This window comes from Vibrio sp. KUL80, assembly GCF_059725495.1.
Genome location: NZ_AP045841.1, coordinates 2,089,625 through 2,108,572, shown reverse-complemented (window position 1 = coordinate 2,108,572; position 18,948 = coordinate 2,089,625). Strand labels below are relative to the sequence as shown.

At 47.6% G+C, this 18,948-nt stretch carries 21 protein-coding genes and 1 pseudogene; 19 read left to right on the top strand and 3 right to left on the bottom strand.

The window, feature by feature from the left end; translation table 11 throughout:
* The first annotated feature begins 429 nt into the window (after positions 1–429).
* The 4 genes from AC6I8U_RS09740 (at position 430) to AC6I8U_RS09725 (ending at position 3,790) form a co-directional block, all read left to right on the top strand.
* Positions 430–1,431, top strand: a complete 1,002-nt coding sequence (locus AC6I8U_RS09740; RefSeq protein WP_498016715.1) for an integrase domain-containing protein — start codon at positions 430–432, stop codon at positions 1,429–1,431.
* 69 nt (positions 1,432–1,500) lie between these two features.
* Entirely contained in the window at positions 1,501–2,622 is a 1,122-nt protein-coding gene (locus AC6I8U_RS09735) for an ISAs1 family transposase (RefSeq protein ID WP_498016714.1), read from the top strand.
* A gap of 143 nt (positions 2,623–2,765) precedes the next feature.
* A complete protein-coding gene (locus AC6I8U_RS09730; RefSeq protein ID WP_498016713.1) occupies positions 2,766–3,053 on the top strand; it encodes a hypothetical protein in 288 nt (95 codons plus the stop codon).
* A 191-nt stretch (positions 3,054–3,244) separates the two neighbouring features.
* Positions 3,245–3,790: a recombinase family protein gene (locus AC6I8U_RS09725; RefSeq protein ID WP_498016712.1), complete on the top strand. Its 546-nt coding sequence runs from the start codon at positions 3,245–3,247 to the stop codon at positions 3,788–3,790.
* 54 nt (positions 3,791–3,844) lie between these two features.
* Here AC6I8U_RS09725 and AC6I8U_RS09720 read toward each other — a convergent pair.
* From AC6I8U_RS09720 to AC6I8U_RS09710, 3 genes and pseudogenes are all read right to left on the bottom strand, one after another.
* Positions 3,845–3,961: pseudogene (locus AC6I8U_RS09720) on the bottom strand (IS5/IS1182 family transposase); the annotation flags it as partial.
* A 117-nt stretch (positions 3,962–4,078) separates the two neighbouring features.
* A complete protein-coding gene (locus AC6I8U_RS09715; protein ID WP_498016711.1) occupies positions 4,079–4,609 on the bottom strand; it encodes an acyloxyacyl hydrolase in 531 nt (176 codons plus the stop codon).
* Between the two features lie 22 nt (positions 4,610–4,631).
* On the bottom strand, positions 4,632–5,699 hold the full coding sequence (locus AC6I8U_RS09710; protein ID WP_498016710.1) for a methyltransferase: 1,068 nt from the start codon (positions 5,697–5,699) through the stop codon (positions 4,632–4,634).
* 285 nt (positions 5,700–5,984) lie between these two features.
* On the opposite strand from AC6I8U_RS09710, the gene AC6I8U_RS09705 reads away from it, so the two are divergent.
* The 15 genes from AC6I8U_RS09705 (at position 5,985) to AC6I8U_RS09635 (ending at position 18,932) form a co-directional block, all read left to right on the top strand.
* Positions 5,985–6,671, top strand: coding sequence for a beta-ketoacyl synthase chain length factor (locus AC6I8U_RS09705; protein ID WP_498016709.1), 687 nt, complete (start codon positions 5,985–5,987; stop codon positions 6,669–6,671).
* Between the two features lie 188 nt (positions 6,672–6,859).
* Positions 6,860–7,480, top strand: coding sequence for a lysophospholipid acyltransferase family protein (locus AC6I8U_RS09700; RefSeq protein WP_498016708.1), 621 nt, complete (start codon positions 6,860–6,862; stop codon positions 7,478–7,480).
* On the top strand, positions 7,461–7,736 hold the full coding sequence (locus AC6I8U_RS09695) for a phosphopantetheine-binding protein (RefSeq protein ID WP_498016707.1): 276 nt from the start codon (positions 7,461–7,463) through the stop codon (positions 7,734–7,736). The genes AC6I8U_RS09700 and AC6I8U_RS09695 overlap by 20 nt, the downstream gene beginning before the upstream one ends.
* Position 7,737: 1 nt before the next feature.
* A complete protein-coding gene (locus AC6I8U_RS09690; RefSeq protein WP_498016706.1) occupies positions 7,738–7,992 on the top strand; it encodes an acyl carrier protein in 255 nt (84 codons plus the stop codon).
* Positions 7,993–8,004: 12 nt separating this feature from the next.
* Positions 8,005–8,547, top strand: coding sequence for a COG4648 family protein (locus tag AC6I8U_RS09685; protein ID WP_498016705.1), 543 nt, complete (start codon positions 8,005–8,007; stop codon positions 8,545–8,547).
* Positions 8,548–8,551: 4 nt separating this feature from the next.
* Positions 8,552–9,889 (top strand): AMP-binding protein, encoded by a 1,338-nt coding sequence (locus AC6I8U_RS09680; RefSeq protein ID WP_498016704.1) that lies wholly within the window; start codon positions 8,552–8,554, stop codon positions 9,887–9,889.
* Between the two features lie 2 nt (positions 9,890–9,891).
* Positions 9,892–10,236 (top strand): ApeI family dehydratase, encoded by a 345-nt coding sequence (locus tag AC6I8U_RS09675; protein ID WP_498016703.1) that lies wholly within the window; start codon positions 9,892–9,894, stop codon positions 10,234–10,236.
* A complete protein-coding gene (locus AC6I8U_RS09670) occupies positions 10,233–11,870 on the top strand; it encodes a glycosyltransferase family 2 protein (protein ID WP_498016702.1) in 1,638 nt (545 codons plus the stop codon). Before AC6I8U_RS09675 ends, AC6I8U_RS09670 begins: the two co-directional genes overlap by 4 nt.
* A complete protein-coding gene (locus tag AC6I8U_RS09665; protein ID WP_498016701.1) occupies positions 11,863–13,404 on the top strand; it encodes an HAL/PAL/TAL family ammonia-lyase in 1,542 nt (513 codons plus the stop codon). Before AC6I8U_RS09670 ends, AC6I8U_RS09665 begins: the two co-directional genes overlap by 8 nt.
* Positions 13,405–13,815, top strand: coding sequence for an acyl-CoA thioesterase (locus tag AC6I8U_RS09660; RefSeq protein WP_446579302.1), 411 nt, complete (start codon positions 13,405–13,407; stop codon positions 13,813–13,815).
* The gene (locus AC6I8U_RS09655) at positions 13,803–14,426 is read left to right on the top strand and encodes a LolA family protein (protein WP_498016700.1); all 624 of its coding nucleotides are present in this window, start codon (positions 13,803–13,805) and stop codon (positions 14,424–14,426) included. The genes AC6I8U_RS09660 and AC6I8U_RS09655 overlap by 13 nt, the downstream gene beginning before the upstream one ends.
* Positions 14,426–16,705: an MMPL family transporter gene (locus AC6I8U_RS09650; protein WP_498016699.1), complete on the top strand. Its 2,280-nt coding sequence runs from the start codon at positions 14,426–14,428 to the stop codon at positions 16,703–16,705. Before AC6I8U_RS09655 ends, AC6I8U_RS09650 begins: the two co-directional genes overlap by 1 nt.
* Positions 16,702–17,286 (top strand): DUF3261 domain-containing protein, encoded by a 585-nt coding sequence (locus AC6I8U_RS09645; protein ID WP_498016698.1) that lies wholly within the window; start codon positions 16,702–16,704, stop codon positions 17,284–17,286. The genes AC6I8U_RS09650 and AC6I8U_RS09645 overlap by 4 nt, the downstream gene beginning before the upstream one ends.
* A complete protein-coding gene (locus AC6I8U_RS09640; protein ID WP_498016697.1) occupies positions 17,279–18,472 on the top strand; it encodes a beta-ketoacyl-ACP synthase in 1,194 nt (397 codons plus the stop codon). Before AC6I8U_RS09645 ends, AC6I8U_RS09640 begins: the two co-directional genes overlap by 8 nt.
* Entirely contained in the window at positions 18,465–18,932 is a 468-nt protein-coding gene (locus tag AC6I8U_RS09635) for a hotdog family protein (RefSeq protein WP_498016696.1), read from the top strand. The genes AC6I8U_RS09640 and AC6I8U_RS09635 overlap by 8 nt, the downstream gene beginning before the upstream one ends.
* The last annotated feature ends 16 nt before the right edge of the window (positions 18,933–18,948 follow it).

Below are 18,948 nucleotides of genomic sequence, written 5' to 3'. Positions count from 1 at the left end.
GCGCTTCGCATCTGCCCGTATCGCCCGATACGTAGACAAATTTTACCCAATTGCTGCTCGAGGTTTCCTCGTAGAGAGGTGTGGTTCGAATATAGGAAAAAAACATAGAGGCAACTTAAATCGGTTTCTCGCGTATGTAGTTTTTATTTTCTATTCAAGAACTAAGCAGCTAAACAATCCCCATGTATCTAGGACGAAAAACGACGAATGTCGCTCTGAACAGGTGCAGTAGGCAGCTAAATGACTCGCTTATCATGGTAAGTAAGTCCGCGATAGGGCGCTAAGCTGTGGGGCTAATACTAAACCTCGAAAAACATAAAAGGAGACAGCGCTGCGCGACGTATTCGCGCGTGTAGGTATTTCACCTACCACTAACACTCACTATTACTGTTCCCTAGTCTCCATTCCGCAACCACTCAGGAAGTTGGTATGTCCACAAGAAATGAAGTTCGGTCTAGGCATCGTTTTGAGCGCGCTAATCCCAATGCTCGTAACTTTGGGCTCAGGGCGCGCTGCATGCTGAAAGCTGCGGAACACGCAATGGAGGAGCGACGCCTTGCCAGCGCATGCGGTTTTAGCTCGCGTAATCAGCAAGTAAAAAGGTTTGCGTTCTTTGTGCACTACATGCAAGAACGCTATCAGATTAAGGACATGCGCAGAGTAAGACGTGAGCATGTCGAAGGTTATGCAAGGCATTTGCGTGCTGTCGCTAATAGCACTCAAAAGAGCGCGTCTTGGGCACAGAACTACTTGTCTGCGGTGAACACGATACTTTCGCAGGCGAGAGGCGACTGTGAATGTCGAGTCACTGGAACGGAAGCTCAGCTATCGAAGCGTGAGTTTGAATATGGCGTAGCTAAAGGCAGCTCTGATGAGGAATTTCAAAGCTTACAGAGGCTTTTGAGAGGAAGAGAGTTCAGCATAGCTTCGCTACAACGTGCGTTTGGGCTGAGATTTGAGGAGGCTGCGAAGCTCAATGCTCACCGAGCACTGCGAGAAGCGCAGCGGAATGAATACATTTCCATCACTGCCGGTACGAAAGGAGGTAAACCCAGGAGAGTTGACGTGTTTTGTGACTCTCAATATCAAGCCTTGGAAAATGCAACTAAATATCAAGGCGACCACAAATCGATGATCCTAAAAAATAGCAGCTACAAAAAGTATCGAAGCTTCTATTACCGACAAATAGGGAAAATCGGATATCGCACCCATACTCAGCGCCGCGAGTTTGCTAGGACGCTATATGAACTGTTCTTTGCTAGAAAGGGGCTCTCAGTGATTGCGCCAATCGTCAATCATTATGATAGAAAACAACAAGTTCGCATTATTGCCAATGAACTCTATTGCGCCTACCAGGATACATTCGGTCTTTACAGTGATGTTCGTTTGAGAAGCGTGCATGACCAGGGTGAGATCGTGAACGTTTTTTAATCAAAATTACGATCGATTTGACGATCACATTTAGCTGTGATCATATACTCCCTTTTAAGGGAGAGCATCATGCACATTGACCACTTCAAAGAACATTTTCAAACGATTATCGACCATCGCCAAGGTGCAAAGGTCACTTATTGCCTGTTTGAAGTCCTTTTTGGCTCACTATGTGCGGTAATTGCAGGCGCGAAAGGCTGGTTTGATATTCGTGAATACATTCTGGGTCATCATGATTGGTTTAAGCGTAATGACTTGTTTTTGAATGGCATTCCTGCGGATGACACTATTGCTCGTATCATCTCTACCGTTGAGCCAGAGCAATTTCATGAGTGCTTCGTTAACTGGATGTCATCAATACATACTCTTACCGAAGGTCAAGTGATTGCGATTGACGGCAAAACACTTCGCGGCTCATATAATCGTGAAGACAGGACCAGCACCATTCATATGATCAGCGCCTATGCGTCGTCAAACAAGCTCGTACTAGGACAGCTAAAGACTGAACAAAAAAGCAATGAAATTACAGCGATCCCTGAACTGATAAAGATGCTCGATATCAAGGGAGCCCTAGTAACTATTGATGCTATGGCCTGTCAAACCAAGATTGCTAAAGCCATTGTAAATCAAGGTGGAGACTACTTGCTTGCTGTAAAAAGCAACCAAGGAAAACTCCGACAAGCAATCGAAAAGGCATTCTCTTCGCAGCGAGTTAATATGGCTGATGACATCTCTCTTGAGCAAGGACACGGCCGCATAGAGTCTCGCCAATGCTATGTTTTTGACAGTACCGAACTTGAAGGTAACTTCTCTCGCTGGAAAGGCTTGAAGAGCATTGTAATGGTTGAAAATTTTCGCCTAGAGAAAGGTAAATCTGTCGACCTAGAGTACCGTTATTACATCAGCTCTAAAGAGCTTAGTGCAGAGCAAGCAGCTATGGCAGTCAGAGAACATTGGGGCATAGAATCAATGCACTGGGTACTTGATGTCACCATGAATGAAGATGCGTGCCAGATATACAAAGAGCACGGTGCAGAGAACCTATCATGTCTACGTCATATGAGCTTGAACATGCTCCGAGAAGAGCCAACCAAGCTAAGCATAGTAGGGAAACAAAAGCGATGTATGATGAATACGTCCATGCTAGAGGCAGTATTAAGTGCTGGTTTTAGTCAAATGGCGAAAAACTAGACACTCATGCGGTCGCCCTGCGTGCATGACTTCCTTACAGAGGCATCAGAGCTAAATTTCCAAGCTCTTAGTTATATCTCAAAGCAACTAGGCCACGAGAGGGCAAGCATTTCGAGAGTGTATGTGTATTAGGGGGAAACGCGATGAACAAAGCCATAGCTCAACTTGAAAAACATCTTCACCTTTATATGTGCAGCGGAGGCAAAACGAGCCGAAAGCGACAGGCACAAAAAATGCGCATCGTAATAGGGTATATGGTCGAAAAAGAGAAGGTTAAAGGGCTCGAGCAGATAGGGCGAAAACAAGTCAGCCGGTTTTATCGCGACAATCGTCATCTGGCACCTTCTACACGCCGAGACTATTACTATGCAATTAACGTGATTTGGCGTCAGTTTCTGCAACGCGCATCGGATCCACCAATCTTTAAGTGAGCTTTTGATGCTTATCGGAGATTTACCAAAGGCCTAACATTCTCGATTGGCGTGTCCAAAAGGTGTACCTTTTCGGACTCTGCTGGTTTGGCCGAATGGTACCCTAAATTGTGTGTATTAAGTCGGCAAATTGCTAACTGCACATGTACATGCAACAAAAGGGACTTTTCAGACACTTAAAAGGGGCTCCCATGTTAATAGGTTATGCGCGAGTCAGCAGTGACGAACAAAATCTTGATGTTCAAATTGAACAACTATCCCAAATAGGCTGCGAAAAGATTTTTCAGGACAAAGCCAGCGGTAAGAGCGCTGAGCGCAATGGACTTAAGCAACTTCTCGAATTTGCTAGGGAAGGGGACGTAGTTCATGTGACAAAAGTGGATCGCATCGCTAGAAACACCATCGATGCGCTTGGCGTCGCTGATCAATTAAGCGCGCGTGGCGCAGGACTTGTATGTCATGACCTTGGCGATTTAGACATTAACAGTGACGTAGGCCGGGTGATTTACACCACCATTGGTGCTTTTGCGGAAATGGAACGTTCGCGGATTCTGCAACGCTGTAATGAAGGGCGGGAAAGAGCGCGAGCGTTAGGAAAGCACCTTGGGCGTTTTCCTAACTTGGATCTTCATCAGCGTATTAAAGACCTGGCTGCTGGTGGTTGGAGTAAGAATGCGATTAGTCGGGAGTTGAGGTGCAGTCGATCTACAGTTTATAAGGTGTTGCGCAAGGGTTGATATATGTTTGGGAAGGGGCTGTCATATACACGAAACAGCGCCTTGTTTGAGTGTTGATTGTTCCCATTCTGTTATTACTTCTTCGTGATTCCAAAACGTGAGCGATCCCCGATTGACTAGGGGGTTATTGTACTTGCGCTAGTTAGTGGTTTCATAGAGAGGCTTCGGCATGAAATAAAAGTCACTGAATGAATGTCCTAGCTATGATCGTAAGATTTTGACTTAGTTAATTTGATTTCGGCAACAAAGTTAATTGAATCTATATTGGCTTAAATTGTTTGCTTGAGTTTAAAATTGAACGCCAAAACTTGCGATAAATGGTACATCTATTCCGTCATTCGGCTGTTTTAGGTTGGCGTTGCTAAAGTGCCGATATTGAAATCTTAGTTGGTATTTTTTATCTTGATCTAAATAGATCCCGCCCCCTACTTGAGCTTGAAACGCGAAATGCATAGCTTGTTCTCGCTTTCCGAGTGTGGTTTTGGTCAGATAACTAGGCCCCAGAGCTCTAACATGAAAGAACACTTCTTTTCCACCCAATGCCGAGCTCAATCGCAATTCCGGAAAAATAGAAAACGCTGTGAGCTGTTTACTTCCAGATGCACTGTTTGTCCTTAGGTGGGTAATACTCGTTCCTAGGCTCAATATTTGGCTAGAGCTTCGGTGGTAGTCGTAAAGGATGGCATCAACAAAGGCGGCTTGATTGTGGTCATCAGTACCATACTGAGGGCCAGCGCCTAACCCGAACAGGATCTCACCTGCTTGGCTTGTCGTAGAGAGGCAACAAGTTAGGAGCAAAAACTGAGACAGACGATACATAGTAGTTTGCTCCTAGTTAGGTTTACGCTTTTACACAGTGGACAAGCGAGTGACCCAAGCCAATCTTGTCTGTGATGGATACGACCTTCAGTCCAGCTTTTTTGATTAAAGGCAGGAAGTCATAACTCATATAGAAACGGCTATTGCCGTTTGCAATTGCGGTAAAATAAAGGCTAGTGGCGTTGAGGGTGTAGCTCGCTGATTCATAGTCCTGTCTGTCAGGGAACAGCTCCAAAATGTATACCTCTGAATCTGGCTTCATCGCTTCAACGACTCGAGACAGGATACTGACGACTTCCGCCTGACTAAAGCAATCTAAGAACTGACTCATCCAATAGATATCGTGCCTTTCAGGTAGCGTCGCATTAATGTCCAAAAGGTTGGTAGGATGGGCAGCAACACGATTACTGTAACCCTGAGCTTCAATGTTTGTAGTGGCGACAGCAAGCTGCTGGGGTAGGTCAACCATGGTTACTGAGATGTTTGGATTATACTCGCAACATTTTAGCGTCCATTTACCGGTATTAGCGCCGATGTCGCAAATTGACTTAGCTGATCCAGAGAAGACCGCCTCAAGGATGGTAGGAAAACTGCGATCAGAATAGTAGTGGTCAAACTCGAACCAGCTTTTTTTCTCTCGTTCAGGAAGGCTAGATAGTCCTTCATAGACAGTTGGCCAATTACCTAGAGCCTCTAAGCCAGCTGGGCGAGACTCTAAAATAGAAGCCGTTAGCTCAGCCATGCCCTGATAGCAAATATCAGACACAAAATCCATATTGACACGAGTCATCTCGTCGTGATTGACGAAATGACCAAGCTTAGTCAAGACGTAGTTGCCGTCTCGTAAAGTGACGAGTCCTACCGATAGTCCCATATCTAGTAGCACTTTGATTCCGTAGTGGTCTACGTCTACTAGTTGCTCGAGAGTTTCAACTGATGCGCCTTGTTTTCGGTATGTAGCCAGCGCATTGAGAATACCAAGATCACGCAAAGATTTTGCTGCTTGAAATGCGACTGGTGCAAATGCGAGTCGTTGTGCTTCTTCTTTGGCTTGAACTGCCGTCAGTGTATCGTTGCTATAAAAATCCATCTACTGCTATCTAATATCTAATGATTGAACTGCAAGATATAGCCTATTTTAATTCCTTTGCTAGTGCAATAGGTTGTATTTTTCTTTGCTCTGACATTGGTAGTGTAATTCGATATATGTTAAAGGAATGTGTATTTACTGTTGATTCTTGCTTTTAAATATTTATATTGATTATGTTGTTAGTTTTTTAAACAACTAGTTTGGTTTGCTAACTAAACCACTTTACCGATCCAAATATATTATATAGGATTGCAAATGTTATAACTTTTAGCGTTTATGTAAGAAATGGATTTACAGATTAAGCTCGCTATGAGCCAAGGATTTACAGCACGATGCACGAGTTTAGATAACGTCTACATTCCATCGCAAGCACCGAATATCCCAAAGTCAATACTTCGACGAAGCAGCACCTTGACCAGAGAGGTGTTGGCGTTTAGTGATTTTATTTTTGGTTCAGACATTGACTTCCTTGTGTTTGCTACCAAGCATGGGGAACTCAATCGCACTCAGAAATTATTGCAAAGTCTGGCACATAATCAGGAACTATCTCCGACGCAGTTTGCTCAGTCTGTTCATAGCACTGCCGCCGGTCTTTTCACTATAGCCAACAGTAAAAATGTTTCATTTACAACAATTTGTGCTAGTGACAATACATTTTCCATGGCAATGGTTGAGGCAGTTTCTCACTTAAGTGCGTCGCCGGGTTCTACGGTTTGTTTGGTGTTAGCCGACGAATATCCGCCACCCGAACTGGAACCGTTCATAAACCGTGATGATGCAGGTGTCTTGGCTATGATATTAACTGCAGGAACTGATTTTCGATTTAGATTAACACCTGTTGATGACAATAATAACTCGCAGTTAACGGATTCAAGTCAACAGCAGCTGGTTAATTTTATCAGTAAGGTAATTAACAAACAGTCGGCAAACTTAGTGGCGAATCGATTAAGAATTTCCTTAGTGGCTTTATAATGAGTAAGTTATCAATTAAGCTTAGGCAGTTAGGTTTTGGGATATGCTTCACACTATTTGGATTCGGTGGCTTAATTCTTTCCTATGTCATTTTCCCTTTAATCTTTATCTGTGAAAGAAATAAGCTAGCTAGGCAAGACTTATGTCAATGGTGGATATCAGTAGCATTCCAAGGTTTTGTGTGGTTCATGAATTTTGTCGGTGTTCTCTCTATTGCTGTGCATCATAAAGAGAGGTTTGTCACAAATAAAGGGGCGTTGGTTGTGGCGAACCATCCGACATTAATAGATGTAGTTATCATTATCGGGCAACTGCGTCAATGTGATTGCATTGTAAAGGCCTCCCTTTGGAAAAACCCATTTATTCGACATGTTATTCAGATGGCGGGTTATATCCCTAATGACTCAGAAGACATTCTGGACATCTGTGAGAGTAAGATGTCGTCTGGACGTAAACTGCTTGTGTTCCCCGAGGGCACACGAACTACGCCAAACTCACTAGTCAAATGCCAAAGAGGCGCTGCTCAACTTGCTATTCGTTGCAACACCGATATCCAACGAGTGTTGATCACCAGCAATCCAGCAACGCTTTACAAGGGGATCGCTTGGTACGATGTCCCGCAAACCAAGCCACAAATAGATGTAGTAATTTTGGAGTGTGAGTCGACACAAGCACTTGTCGATTGCTCACGCTCGACCCCAATTGCTGCACGACGATTAACTCGCTACTTTGAGGCTTCGCTTGAGCCGAGTCTCAAACCGGAACAAATGACGATAGAGGATTACGTTCTTGGAAACTTTACAAAATAAAATTAAGACACTCATTATCGATGCGCTAAACCTTGAGGACCTCTCTATTGAAGACATTGGTACTGATGAGCCATTGTTTGGTGATGAATCTGGTCTGAACCTCGATTCTATCGACGCGTTAGAGCTTGGCTTGGCGATTAAGCAAGAGTTTGGCATCGTCATCAACGGTGATGACCCAAAAGCGAAAGAGTACTTTCGTTCAGTTGCTAGCTTAGCGGCGTTGATCGAACAACAAAGCGCATCTGCGGAGGCCTAGTATGGACCAACAGAAAGTATTTGAACTGATCAAAGACGCGATGGTAGAGCTGTTTGAGCTTGACCCAGCAGAGATCACCTTAGAAGCCAATATTGCTGATGATCTTGAACTCGACAGCATTGATGCGGTTGATTTGATTGTTCACTTGCAACGTCAAACGGAAATCAAGATCAAGCCAGAAGAGTTTAAGTCTGTTCGTCAGGTAAAAGACATCGTCGACGTTGTGGTTAAGCTCGTCGCAATTGCAGAAGTATAACGCGGCGTGTTAGTGAGCCTTATCAAGCCGCTGCTACTGCTCGCTACATTGGGTTATCCATTTGCACTGTATTGGGCGATGTCGAATGGATATCTTCAGTTAGTAGCGGGCGTCATGTCGCTTTTATTACTTTGTAAGCTGCTCACGCACTATGTTCAGGGCGAGCGAGAGATCAACCACTGGTTGCCTTCAGTACTGGGTCTCTCGGTGATGGTCTTTTCTCTGTTGAGTGAACAGGCATTGGGAATGCTGATCTATCCGGTGGTCATCAATGGTGCGTTGTTTACCACCTTTTATTCCTCGCTGAACTCTGGAGTTCCGGTCATCACTCGGCTTGCTCAATTACGTGAGCCACTGGATCAAGCTGGTTTAGTGTATACGCGGAAACTGACCAAAATATGGAGCCTGTTTTTTCTCGTTAACGGCTCAATGGCTGCGATTACCATAGGCATTAGCCATGAGGTGTGGATGCTCTATAACGGTTTTATTAGCTACTTACTCATTGGCGCGTTGGGTGGCGGTGAATGGATATATCGAAAAAGGAAATTAGGCTAGTCGCATGCTGTCCAAGCTACATCAATTATTAGAGTCTTCACAAGACGATTCAATATTGGCATTGTCCAGAACCAACAACAAAACTGTCCTAGATCTCAGAACAGAGGTCGCTGAATTACTTCTACAATGTCGCTCGTTGCAGCAACAGCGTGTGGTTTTAGCCTTTAATAATCCATGGCTACACTTGGTGTCGATGCTTGCTTGCCAACAGGCAGGTAAAGCGGTGGTTTTTCCGCATAATCTAGCACCGGCGACATTGTCTCAGTATCAACAGCATGCAGCGTTGATGTCAGACAATCACGAAACCAAGCCCGATCTGCTGGTGAGCTGGAGTGATACCACGCGACAAGAAGTTGACGTCAGGTTCCAGCCCATTGACGCGAAAAGTTGTCAGGTTGAGCTATACACATCTGGTTCCACTGGTACGCCGAAAAAAATCACCAAGCCTTTACTGGTCTTTGAGCGTGAGGCGGCCGTGCTGGAGCAAGAGTTTGGTCAGTGCCGAACAGTAAACAAGGTAGTCGGCAGCGTTTCACACATTCATATCTACGGGTTTCTGTTCTTGATGGTTTGGCCGCTGCTCTCAGGGCGTCCGTTTCACACCAGTATGGTAACCAACCCGGACACGGCGAACGCATTGTGTGACCAGCAAACAGGGTTTGTTACCAGCCCGGTGTTTATTGAACACTTAAATACAGCGGGCTCTGGGCTTTGTGCTGCAAAAGTATTCAGCTCTGGTGGACCACTTAGTTATACCGCGTCACAAGGTTTTCGAGCGCTCTCGGGCCTGTTGCCAATCGAGGTATTTGGTAGCTCAGAGACGGGCGGTATCGCATGGCGGCAGGCCAGCGAGGCCGATAAGCCGTGGCAACTGTTGCAAGGGCTCAGCTATTCGACATCGCAAGGACAACTGATTGTCCGCTCGCCTTTTATTTTACCAGAGCAAGACTACGTTACCGACGATAGAGTTGTGGCCATAGACGAGCGAAGCTTTCGCTTGCTGGGGCGCAGTGATCGCGTCGTTAAGATTGCCGAAAAAAGGATCTCTTTGACGGCCATCGAACGCTTGGCAGAGACGCTGCCAGAAGTTGCCCACGCGGTTGCCGTTACTATTGAGACGGATACCCGCAAGGCCATTAACCTCGCTATCGTGTTGAGTGAAGTGGGCGTTGAACTCAATCACTCATTTAAGTCCGGTGATTGGTGGAGGCTGCTAAGACAACATCTGCTCAAAGAGATCGAATCTGTAGCGTTGCCACGCAAGGTGAGGGTCATCGAGCAGATCCCATACAACACCCAAGGCAAGATCAATACTCAGCAAATCGAGGAGTTATTTGTTTAACGATGGAAAGGCAATTACCCCAACTAGAACAGAGCCAACAGCACCAAGGTAGCTGGTCGTTAACCCTGTTTGTGCCCGCTAACCTGCGCTATTTTGAGGGACACTTCGAGCACTTTCCTATCTTGCCCGGCGTGTCTCAGCTTGATTGGGTGCTTCATTACGCCCAGTTGATGTACCAGCAAAGACTCGAGTTGGTTGGAATGGAAGCAATTAAGTATCAGAGTCCAGTGCCACCCAATACGCGGCTCACGCTAGAATTTTCCTTGGATGCTACGACCAACAAGCTTAGCTTTTGTTACTTTGATTCAACCAAGACCTATTCTCGAGGTAAGGTAAAGCTGCGATGAAGAGTGCCATCCTTGTCCCTTGCTACAACCATGGTCCGGCGCTGATCAAGGTGATCGAATCGCTGGTCACGTTGCAGATGCCTATTGTTATTGTCAATGATGGCAGCGATCAGCAAACCACGGAGATCATTGATCGACTCGCCAGCGACAACCTGTTGGTAGGCAAACTGCACCTGAGCGTAAACTCAGGTAAGGGTGGCGCGGTGATGGCTGGAATCCGTCACTTGCATAAAGCGGGCTTTACCCATGCTGTGCAGGTTGATGCTGATGGCCAGCACGATTTGGAGGCAATCCCCAATCTATTAACTGCAGCCAAGCAAGACCCTCACAAACTGGTCTCTGGAATGCCCGTTTATGGTGAGTCGGTTCCCAAGGCGCGCCTTTACGGACGTTATGCGACCCATATCTCGGTTTGGATTGAAACACTATCGCTGCAGATCAAAGATTCGATGATTGGCTTTCGAGTTTATCCATTGGATGAGTGTTGTCGTTTGTTTGATAGCACTAAGTTAGGTACACGAATGGACTTCGATATCGAAGTCTTGGTGCGTCTTTACTGGCGCGGAGTGGATATTGTCTATGTGCCGGTACAGGTCCATTATCCAGAGGATGGACTCAGTCATTTCTCTGGGGTGAAAGATAACCTTCGCATCAGTTGGCTACACACGCGTTTGATTACTGGCATGGTGCCAAGAATGCCACAACTGTTACTGCGCAACCTAAGTCGTCATGTCCACTGGTCTAAGCGCAAAGAGAACGGCACTGTGTTGGGGATGAAGTTACTGTTTACGCTGTATCGATTGCTTGGTCGCGGTGCGTTTAATCTCCTTTTGCATCCCGTTATCGCTTACTACTACCTTGCCGACCACAAATCTCGTCGTGCTTCAAAACAGTTTCAGTTAGCGATAGCTGAGCGTAGTGAGAGCAAGGTGCACAGTAGCTATCGCCATCTGTACCATTTTGGCTCATCCATGCTAGACAAGCTCGCGGCTTGGATGGGGGAGTACGATGTCAATCAGATCTCGATCAATGATAGGGCGCTGCTCGATCAAGCTGCAAATCAGCAGCAGGGCTGCCTCATCATTGGCAGTCACCTTGGTAATCTAGAGGCATGTCGGGCCCTCAGTCGTCAGTATACCGGACTTAAAATGAATGCCATCGTGTTCACGCAACACGCTGAAAAGTTCAATGCAGTCATGGAATCTGTCAATGCAGATAGTGCCCTTAACCTAATACAGGTGACCGATCTAGGTCCAGACACTGCGGTACTGTTGAAGCAGAAGCTGGCGCAAGGCGAGTGGGTGGTCATCGTTGGCGACCGGACGCCAGTGTCGCAGAACAGGCGAGTGGTGTGGAGTGACTTTTTAGGTCAGTCAGCCCCATTTCCTTTAGGCCCTTTTATTTTGGCATCAGTGCTAAAGCATCCCACTTATGTGATGTTTGGATTTAGTGACAAAGACGGCATTGATGTTCACCTTGAAGCATTGCCTCTCAAGCCTTTGAGTCGGCATAACCGAGAGCAGGATATTCAGCACAACGTTGATCTCTATGTATCGCGTTTGGAGCATTATGCGCTGCGTTACCCTTTGCAATGGTTTAATTTTTTTGATTTTTGGAAGTTAGATAATGAGTAGTTTAGAGACAGTGATGTTTGGCAGTCAACCTATCACTATTGAATGTATTAATGCCTTGTCACAGCGTAACGCGAAGCCAGCTATTTGTGGTACACCAGAGTACGTTGATGTCATCGAGCGTTCGGTTGCCTTCTTAGACCGATTGTTGAAAGAAGACGGCGAAATCTACGGTGTGACTACGGGTTATGGCGACAGCTGCACCGTCACCATTCCACAACATCTTGTTGAGTCTCTACCCCTGCAACTGACTCGATTTCACGGCTGTGGATTGGGTAACCATTTTAGTCAGGTCGAGTCGCGTGCGATTGTCGCGGCGCGTTTAGCGTCGCTGTCCATTGGTAAATCTGGCGTTTCAGGTGATCTACTCAAGGGCCTAGTTCATCTGCTTGAGCATGACATTATGCCTCTGATACCGGAGGAGGGCTCGGTGGGTGCTTCGGGAGATCTAACCCCGCTCTCTTATGTTGCCGCAGCGCTTATTGGTGAGCGTGACGTTGTTTATAAAGGTGAGCAGGTACCGGCAAAACAAGCGCTGCAAGCAACTGGGATGACACCAATTGTGTTGCGCCCGAAAGAGGGCCTAGCGCTGATGAACGGCACCGCTGTGATGACAGCCATTGCCTGCCTCAACTGGCAACGAGCCGATTACCTAGCGCAGATGGCAACGCGTATTACGGCCATGACGACGTTAGCGATGAAGGGCAATGCCTTTCACTATGACGAGCGTCTGCATGCGGTTAAGCCTCACCCTGGTCAGGTTAAATGCGCCAAAAGGTTGCGTGAGGACCTTGCTTCTGAGCGTCCACCACGTAACTCTGACCGTCTGCAAGATCGCTATTCACTGCGCTGCGCACCGCATGTTATTGGCGTGCTCGAGGACACATTAACCTGGACCAGACAGCTGATTGAAACCGAGCTTAACTCTGCCAATGATAACCCAATCATCGATGGTGAAGATGAGACCGTGCTGCACGGTGGACATTTTTACGGTGGGCATATTGCCATGGCAATGGACAGTTTAAAAACCGCCGTGGCGAATGTGGCAGATCTGCTAGATCGACAATTGGCGCAGTTATGTGACTACAAGTTTAACAACGGTCTCCCATACAACCTAACGGGTGCTGACGAGGCTACCTTGCCAATCAGTCACGGTTTTAAAGCGGTGCAGATTGGTGTTTCGGCATGGACAGCAGAGGCGCTAAAAAACACTATGCCAGCCTCGGTGTTTTCGCGCTCAACTGAAAGTCACAACCAAGACAAAGTCAGTATGGGCACTATCGCGTCTCGTGATTGCCGACGTGTGATTGAACTGACCGAACAAGTAACCGCAGCCTGCCTATTTGCGGCTACGCAAGGGGTCGAACTGCGTTTGAGCAGCAAAGAGTTGGAATCGGGTGAACTGAGCTCTGTGATTGCGACCACGATTGCTGAGGTGCGAGAGTTTTCTCCATTTTTAACTCACGATCGCCCGCTAGAAGCAGAACTGCGTGAGTGTGTAACCCGACTTAACGGTCGCTATTTTAAGGGGTATTAGATGATCAGCTCTAATGCGTTTGTCACTGTTGCCTTCCAAGACTGCGATCCGATGCAGGTAGTGTGGCATGGCAACTATTATCGCTATCTAGAAGAGGCACGCCGCGCTTTGCTCGATCGTATCGACTTCTCTTATGCGGACATGCAGCGTGCAGGTTATGCCTTTCCCATCGTTGACACGCGAATGAAATTTGTCTCTCCGAGTCAACATGCGCATAAGCTTGAGATCACCGCGACACTGACGGAGTGGGAAAATCGAGTCAAGATGGATTTTGTGGTGTTTAACCACACCACGGGAAAGGTAAGCATTAAAGCACACACCATTCAATGTGCAGTCTGTTTGACAACACAAGAGATGCTGTTTGCCTCACCGCAGTGCCTGTTAGACAAGGTCGAAGCATGCGTAAACTGATACTAGGCGCGCTGGCGCTTGCTCTTGCTCTGCCAACATCAGCTGAGACAGTGGATCAGCTCGACGCCGTTCTCTCCGCCTTGGGCGGAGAAACGGTACAAGTTGGCCACTATAAACAGCGTAAATCCATCAAAGGATTTAGCGAGCCACTGATGTCTGAGGGGACGTACCGCATTGAGCTAGAAAATGGTGTGGTGTGGCAACAGCGAGTGCCGTTTGAAGACTTGCTGGTGATTAAAGCAGGAAAGTTGTATGGCGGCCAAGGTGACCAACTGGTGCTGCAGGATGTTCCCGCCAGTGTATCTTCGCTGATGGCTGAGGTGTTTACTGCAATGCTTGCGGGTGATAAACAAGCATTACAACGTAGCTTTGAACTGTCCGTTATCGACAATCCTGAAGGTGTTAAATCGCCCGCTGGTTGGGGCATCGAGATGACCCCAACCTCGGCACCATTAAATGCGATTTTTTCACTCGTGGTGCTGCAAGGCACCGAGCAGGCGATTGAACAAATCACCATGTATGAGGTGACGGGTGACCATACGGTGGTAGAGCTACTACCAACCGCCACTAGCGACGCGCTGGCGTCTTGGTTACAGCGAGGCGGTCAGTAATGCGCCGCGCTTTGGTCCCTTGGTTATGGGCTGCCGTGCTAGGTGCTGCACTGCTGTTTAGTGGTGGTCGGTGGCTTGCCGGCGGTGCGGTGCAAACTAGTCTGTTTAGTATGTTTCCCTCAGAGACACAGACCGAAGCGCTCGATATTGCGCTCAAGCATGCCTCAAAAGCATTTGAGCATAGCCTACTGGTCGTGGTCGAGGGACAGCAATTATCTCAGGTTAAGCAAGCGGCTCAGCAAATCACAGAGTTAACAGCAACTATCGATGACGTTACTGTGGTAGGGGCAGAGCAGCGATTTGAGTTTATCGAGACACTATTTTGCTATCGCCATCAGTTGCTTACTGAGGCCGATAGCCAGACGATAAGCCGCGGAAACAGTGATGCTTTGACCGCGTCTTCCCTTCGCCGCCTTTACTCTCCGGCGGGGATCAGTGGCCAAGCATTTGTCAACGATCCTTGGCAAACCTTTGAGCGTTACATGTTAGCGATTGTCGACCAGAATACCTTTCGCTATCAAGATGACCTTTTAATCGGCAATCAAGATCAAAAAGTCCAAGCACTGATGCAGTTAACGTTAGCCAGCAGTGCCTTTAGTAGTGACTCACTTGGGGCAATCGCAACGCTTAACGACATCCTTGCGTCGGTGTCCGAGCAGCATCAGGTCGTGGTTTATCGCACTGGAGCGGGGTTCTTTTCCGCTAGTGCAATGAATAAAGCTACCTCTGAGGTATCGATTATTGGTGGTGGAGCCTTGCTCCTGGTGGTAGTGGTCGTGATGTGGGTATTCGCCAATACCAAGCCCCTCGTTATGACGCTGTTATCCATTATTAGCGGGGTCATCTTCGGGCTTGCTGCCACGCTAGCATGGTTTGGGGAGATACATGTACTCGCCATTGTAATGGGAAGCAGCCTGATTGGCCTCTCCTTTGACTATTCGTTTCACTACCTAAGTTATCGCGCTTGCCATGACAGCGTGATGAATGGTCAGAGCGTAGTGACCAAGCTACGTACCGCCTTGTTGGCCGGTGTGGTGAGTTCATCAATAGCCTATAGTTTCCTATTATTTGCCAACCTGCCAGTGCTAAATCAGATGGCGGTTTTTTCGGTGTTTGGGCTGTTTGGCGCCTTGGCGACCGTGCTGTTCTGGTATCCATTTATGCGAGTGTGGAACACATCGCCACGACCACTTCGTGTAGCCTCTGGATTAATGAGGATCACTCAACGTCTATGTCATCCCAAGCGGGTATGGTGGGTAGCGCTGATCTATTGCGGTATTGCTGTGTACGCTTGGCACGTGGTTGAGACCAATGATGATGTGCGGATGCTGCAGTCGCCAGACCCAGCGCTGGTCAACGATGAACAGCGTATTAAGGCATTGACGCAAAGCTTCGGTGGCTCAGACTGGTTGATCGTTGTTGGTGAGAGTGCTGAGCGTGTGGCACAAAGCGAAGAGCAATTAACGCGCAAACTAGACCAGATGATCGATAACGGCCAGTTGCAAGGCTATGTTGCATCGAGTCAATGGATCCCATCGATCGCTAAGCAAGCCAGTAACTGGAAACACTACCAACAATTAGTGGCAGAGCAAGGGCATAAGCTAGCAAGTATTGCGTCGCTAGATACAACGCCGACGGTGAATCCATTTGAGCCTTTAACTGCCCACCAGCGCCTTACGGGTATCCCTGCGCTCTCTAGCCAGCTTGATGACGGTCGTCACTTCGCCTTAGTGCAGTTATCTGGCATGACCGGCGAGATTGACAGTCATATGCTTGACGAAGGACAGTTCTATATCAACTACGTGGATGATATTGGCGTGATGTTAGGTCACTACCGTGAGCGTGTTTCTCGATTGCTTATTGTGGCGATTGCTGCTGTCGTAGCAATCGTTGGGGTCTATTTTGGCTGGCGTGCTCTGCCTAGATTGATGGCCGCCCCTCTGCTCGCGGTCGTTATCGCTGCCGTATTGCCAGCGGCACTGGGACAGCCATTAACGCTGTTCCACGCACTGGGTCTATTTCTGATCTTTGGCATTGGCATCGACTACAGTCTATTCCTTCATTGCCATGGCGATTCTGAACATACGATATTGGCAGTGTTTGTCGCTGGGATAAGCTCATTGCTGTCATTTGGCTTGATGGCCCTTTCAAGTAACTACGCAATTGCCAGCTTTGGTCTCACGGTCGGTATAGGCATTTTGTCTAGCTGGCTCGTAGCACCAATGGTGTTGTTAAATGCCAACAGCACCAAGCATGCGTATTCAAGGGAGCAAGCATGACACGAGCTGGGTTTATTAAGACATTGTTATGTATTGGTGTGATGTGGATATCGGGCTGTGGTTCACTCATGAGTTCCTCGAGTGTCTCCACACCTCAGGTTTTGTTGTCCCCTGAGTCTTATGGTGGAACGTTGTTCACCCAGCAATTGCTTACGGTGGATTATCAACAGCAGCAACACCGAGTTCGCACTCTATTGCAGGTTGATGCCAATGAGGTAAAGCTGGCTGGGTTCTCAACGCTGTCAGTGCCACTGTTTACCGTGACATGGGACGGATCTGAGCTGAAAAGTGAGTCAATGCCGGGTTTAGATAAGGCATCGATAGAACCGCGAAATGTTATGAGCGATATGATGCTGGCTGTTTGGCCAACACCAAGCCTAGCCCCGCTACTAGCAGCAAAGGAATGGCGCTTAGACAGCAGCGAAAATCGACGACAGTTTTATGACTCAGCCAATGATTTGGTGATGAGTATCGAGTATGACAATCATCACCATGCTCATGGATCAATCTCTGTGAGTTATCCGGAGTATGGTGTGAGTTACCAATTGCAAACTCTTCAATGGAAGGTAGTGAGTGAATAAAAAGATATACATAGAAGATATTGCAGTCAGTTGCAGTTTAGGTTTTGAGCCCGAAGCACTGCTTGCCAATTTACGCGCAGGTGAAGCGCCGGGCCTCATGGCATGGGATAAACCGCTGTATTCCGGGAGAGAGGCGTATGTCGCAAGGGTTATCCATGACCTTCCAACAGTAAGTGAAGCAGACTATGCCTACAACCGCAACAACCGGCTAGCGCACTTCTTGTGCCAGCAAATAGAAGCGGGTGTTGCCTCATTACATCAACGCTACGCTGCCGAGCGCATTGGCGTGGTGATTGGTTCCAGTACCTCTGGGATTGAAACGACAGAATCCTTTACCGAGCAGCAGGCCGAAACGGGTGAAATGCCGCTGACCTATGACTATCAGCATCAAGATATGGGTGATGTTTCTCAGGTGGTGGCGAAGCTTATAGGAGCCAAAGGCCCTGTTTACACCGTGTCGACAGCATGTACTTCATCTACGCGTGCGATGATCAGTGCCAGTAAGCTTATCCAAAGTGGTATTTGTGATGCCGTGGTGTGCGGGGGCGTTGATACGCTTTGCCAACTCACTGTGAACGGTTTTGATTCGCTAGAGCAGGTGTCGGCTGAGCCTTGTCGTCCGTTTGATATGCAGCGCAACGGGATCAATGTTGCCGAAGGTGGTGCGCTACTCATCGTGACTAAAGATAAAAGTGATGTGCAACTTAGCGGTTTTGGTGAGTCTGCAGATGCTCACCATCTATCGAGTCCAATGCCATGCGGTACCGGGGCCTATCAAGCAATGCAGGGGGCATTGATAACAGCGGCAGTAACGCCAAGTGATGTGGGTTACATTAACGCTCATGGTACATCAACTCAGCAAAACGATGCCATGGAGAGCGCAGCGATTCATAAGCTTTTTGGTAACGAGGTTGCGGTGAGTTCTACCAAAGCATTAACCGGCCACTGCTTGGGTGCCGCTGGCGCCGTCGAGGCGGTGGTCTGCACGCTGTTGTTACGCGCTAACAATGAGCCGATTCCGAAACAGTGGCCTTTGCCACGTGAGACAGATCCTGCCTTAGCAGACATTCACCTTGTACAAGATACCCAGATTGAAGCGCTAAACCATGTGATGTCTAACTCGTTTGCCTTTGGCGGTAACAATGCATCAATAGTATTAAGCGCAGTAGGCCAAGGCGATGAATAACAAATTATACCCAGATATTGCGGCACTGTTGCCGCATAACGCTCCACTGATCTTGCTTGATAATGTGGTAGAGCACAGCGCGAAGCACATTTGCTGTGAGGTGACGATCACTCCAGACAGTTTTCTTTATGAGCCTCAGCACAGCAGTGTGCCAGCGCAGGTAGGCATTGAGTACATGGCGCAAACCATCGCTGCATTGGGTGGAATCGAAGCCAGCGATGAAGGGCAAAAACCACCGATTGGCTTTTTGCTCGGAGCGAGACGTTATCAACACCAAGGTGGCCCCTTTGTTGAGAGTATGACTTACCTAATCACAGCAAATGAACTGGTGAGAGATGACAATATGGCTGTCTATCAATGTGACATCGTCGATGTTAACGGAAACGTGATGAGTACCGGCCAAGTGAACACCGTGGTCGCGAGCGACGAAATGCTCGCCGAGCTATCGAAAAAGAATTAAAAGAGAGAACGGATAC

Coding starts and splice junctions, on each gene's coding strand:
- AC6I8U_RS09740 (WP_498016715.1), top strand. CDS start 430: ATGTCCACAAGAAATGAAGTTCGGTCTAGGCATCGTTTTGAGCGCGCT.
- AC6I8U_RS09735 (WP_498016714.1), top strand. CDS start 1,501: ATGCACATTGACCACTTCAAAGAACATTTTCAAACGATTATCGACCAT.
- AC6I8U_RS09730 (WP_498016713.1), top strand. CDS start 2,766: ATGAACAAAGCCATAGCTCAACTTGAAAAACATCTTCACCTTTATATG.
- AC6I8U_RS09725 (WP_498016712.1), top strand. CDS start 3,245: ATGTTAATAGGTTATGCGCGAGTCAGCAGTGACGAACAAAATCTTGAT.
- AC6I8U_RS09715 (WP_498016711.1), bottom strand. CDS start 4,609: ATGTATCGTCTGTCTCAGTTTTTGCTCCTAACTTGTTGCCTCTCTACG.
- AC6I8U_RS09710 (WP_498016710.1), bottom strand. CDS start 5,699: ATGGATTTTTATAGCAACGATACACTGACGGCAGTTCAAGCCAAAGAA.
- AC6I8U_RS09705 (WP_498016709.1), top strand. CDS start 5,985: ATGGATTTACAGATTAAGCTCGCTATGAGCCAAGGATTTACAGCACGA.
- AC6I8U_RS09700 (WP_498016708.1), top strand. CDS start 6,860: ATGAATTTTGTCGGTGTTCTCTCTATTGCTGTGCATCATAAAGAGAGG.
- AC6I8U_RS09690 (WP_498016706.1), top strand. CDS start 7,738: ATGGACCAACAGAAAGTATTTGAACTGATCAAAGACGCGATGGTAGAG.
- AC6I8U_RS09680 (WP_498016704.1), top strand. CDS start 8,552: ATGCTGTCCAAGCTACATCAATTATTAGAGTCTTCACAAGACGATTCA.
- AC6I8U_RS09675 (WP_498016703.1), top strand. CDS start 9,892: ATGGAAAGGCAATTACCCCAACTAGAACAGAGCCAACAGCACCAAGGT.
- AC6I8U_RS09670 (WP_498016702.1), top strand. CDS start 10,233: ATGAAGAGTGCCATCCTTGTCCCTTGCTACAACCATGGTCCGGCGCTG.
- AC6I8U_RS09665 (WP_498016701.1), top strand. CDS start 11,863: ATGAGTAGTTTAGAGACAGTGATGTTTGGCAGTCAACCTATCACTATT.
- AC6I8U_RS09660 (WP_446579302.1), top strand. CDS start 13,405: ATGATCAGCTCTAATGCGTTTGTCACTGTTGCCTTCCAAGACTGCGAT.
- AC6I8U_RS09655 (WP_498016700.1), top strand. CDS start 13,803: ATGCGTAAACTGATACTAGGCGCGCTGGCGCTTGCTCTTGCTCTGCCA.
- AC6I8U_RS09650 (WP_498016699.1), top strand. CDS start 14,426: ATGCGCCGCGCTTTGGTCCCTTGGTTATGGGCTGCCGTGCTAGGTGCT.
- AC6I8U_RS09645 (WP_498016698.1), top strand. CDS start 16,702: ATGACACGAGCTGGGTTTATTAAGACATTGTTATGTATTGGTGTGATG.
- AC6I8U_RS09635 (WP_498016696.1), top strand. CDS start 18,465: ATGAATAACAAATTATACCCAGATATTGCGGCACTGTTGCCGCATAAC.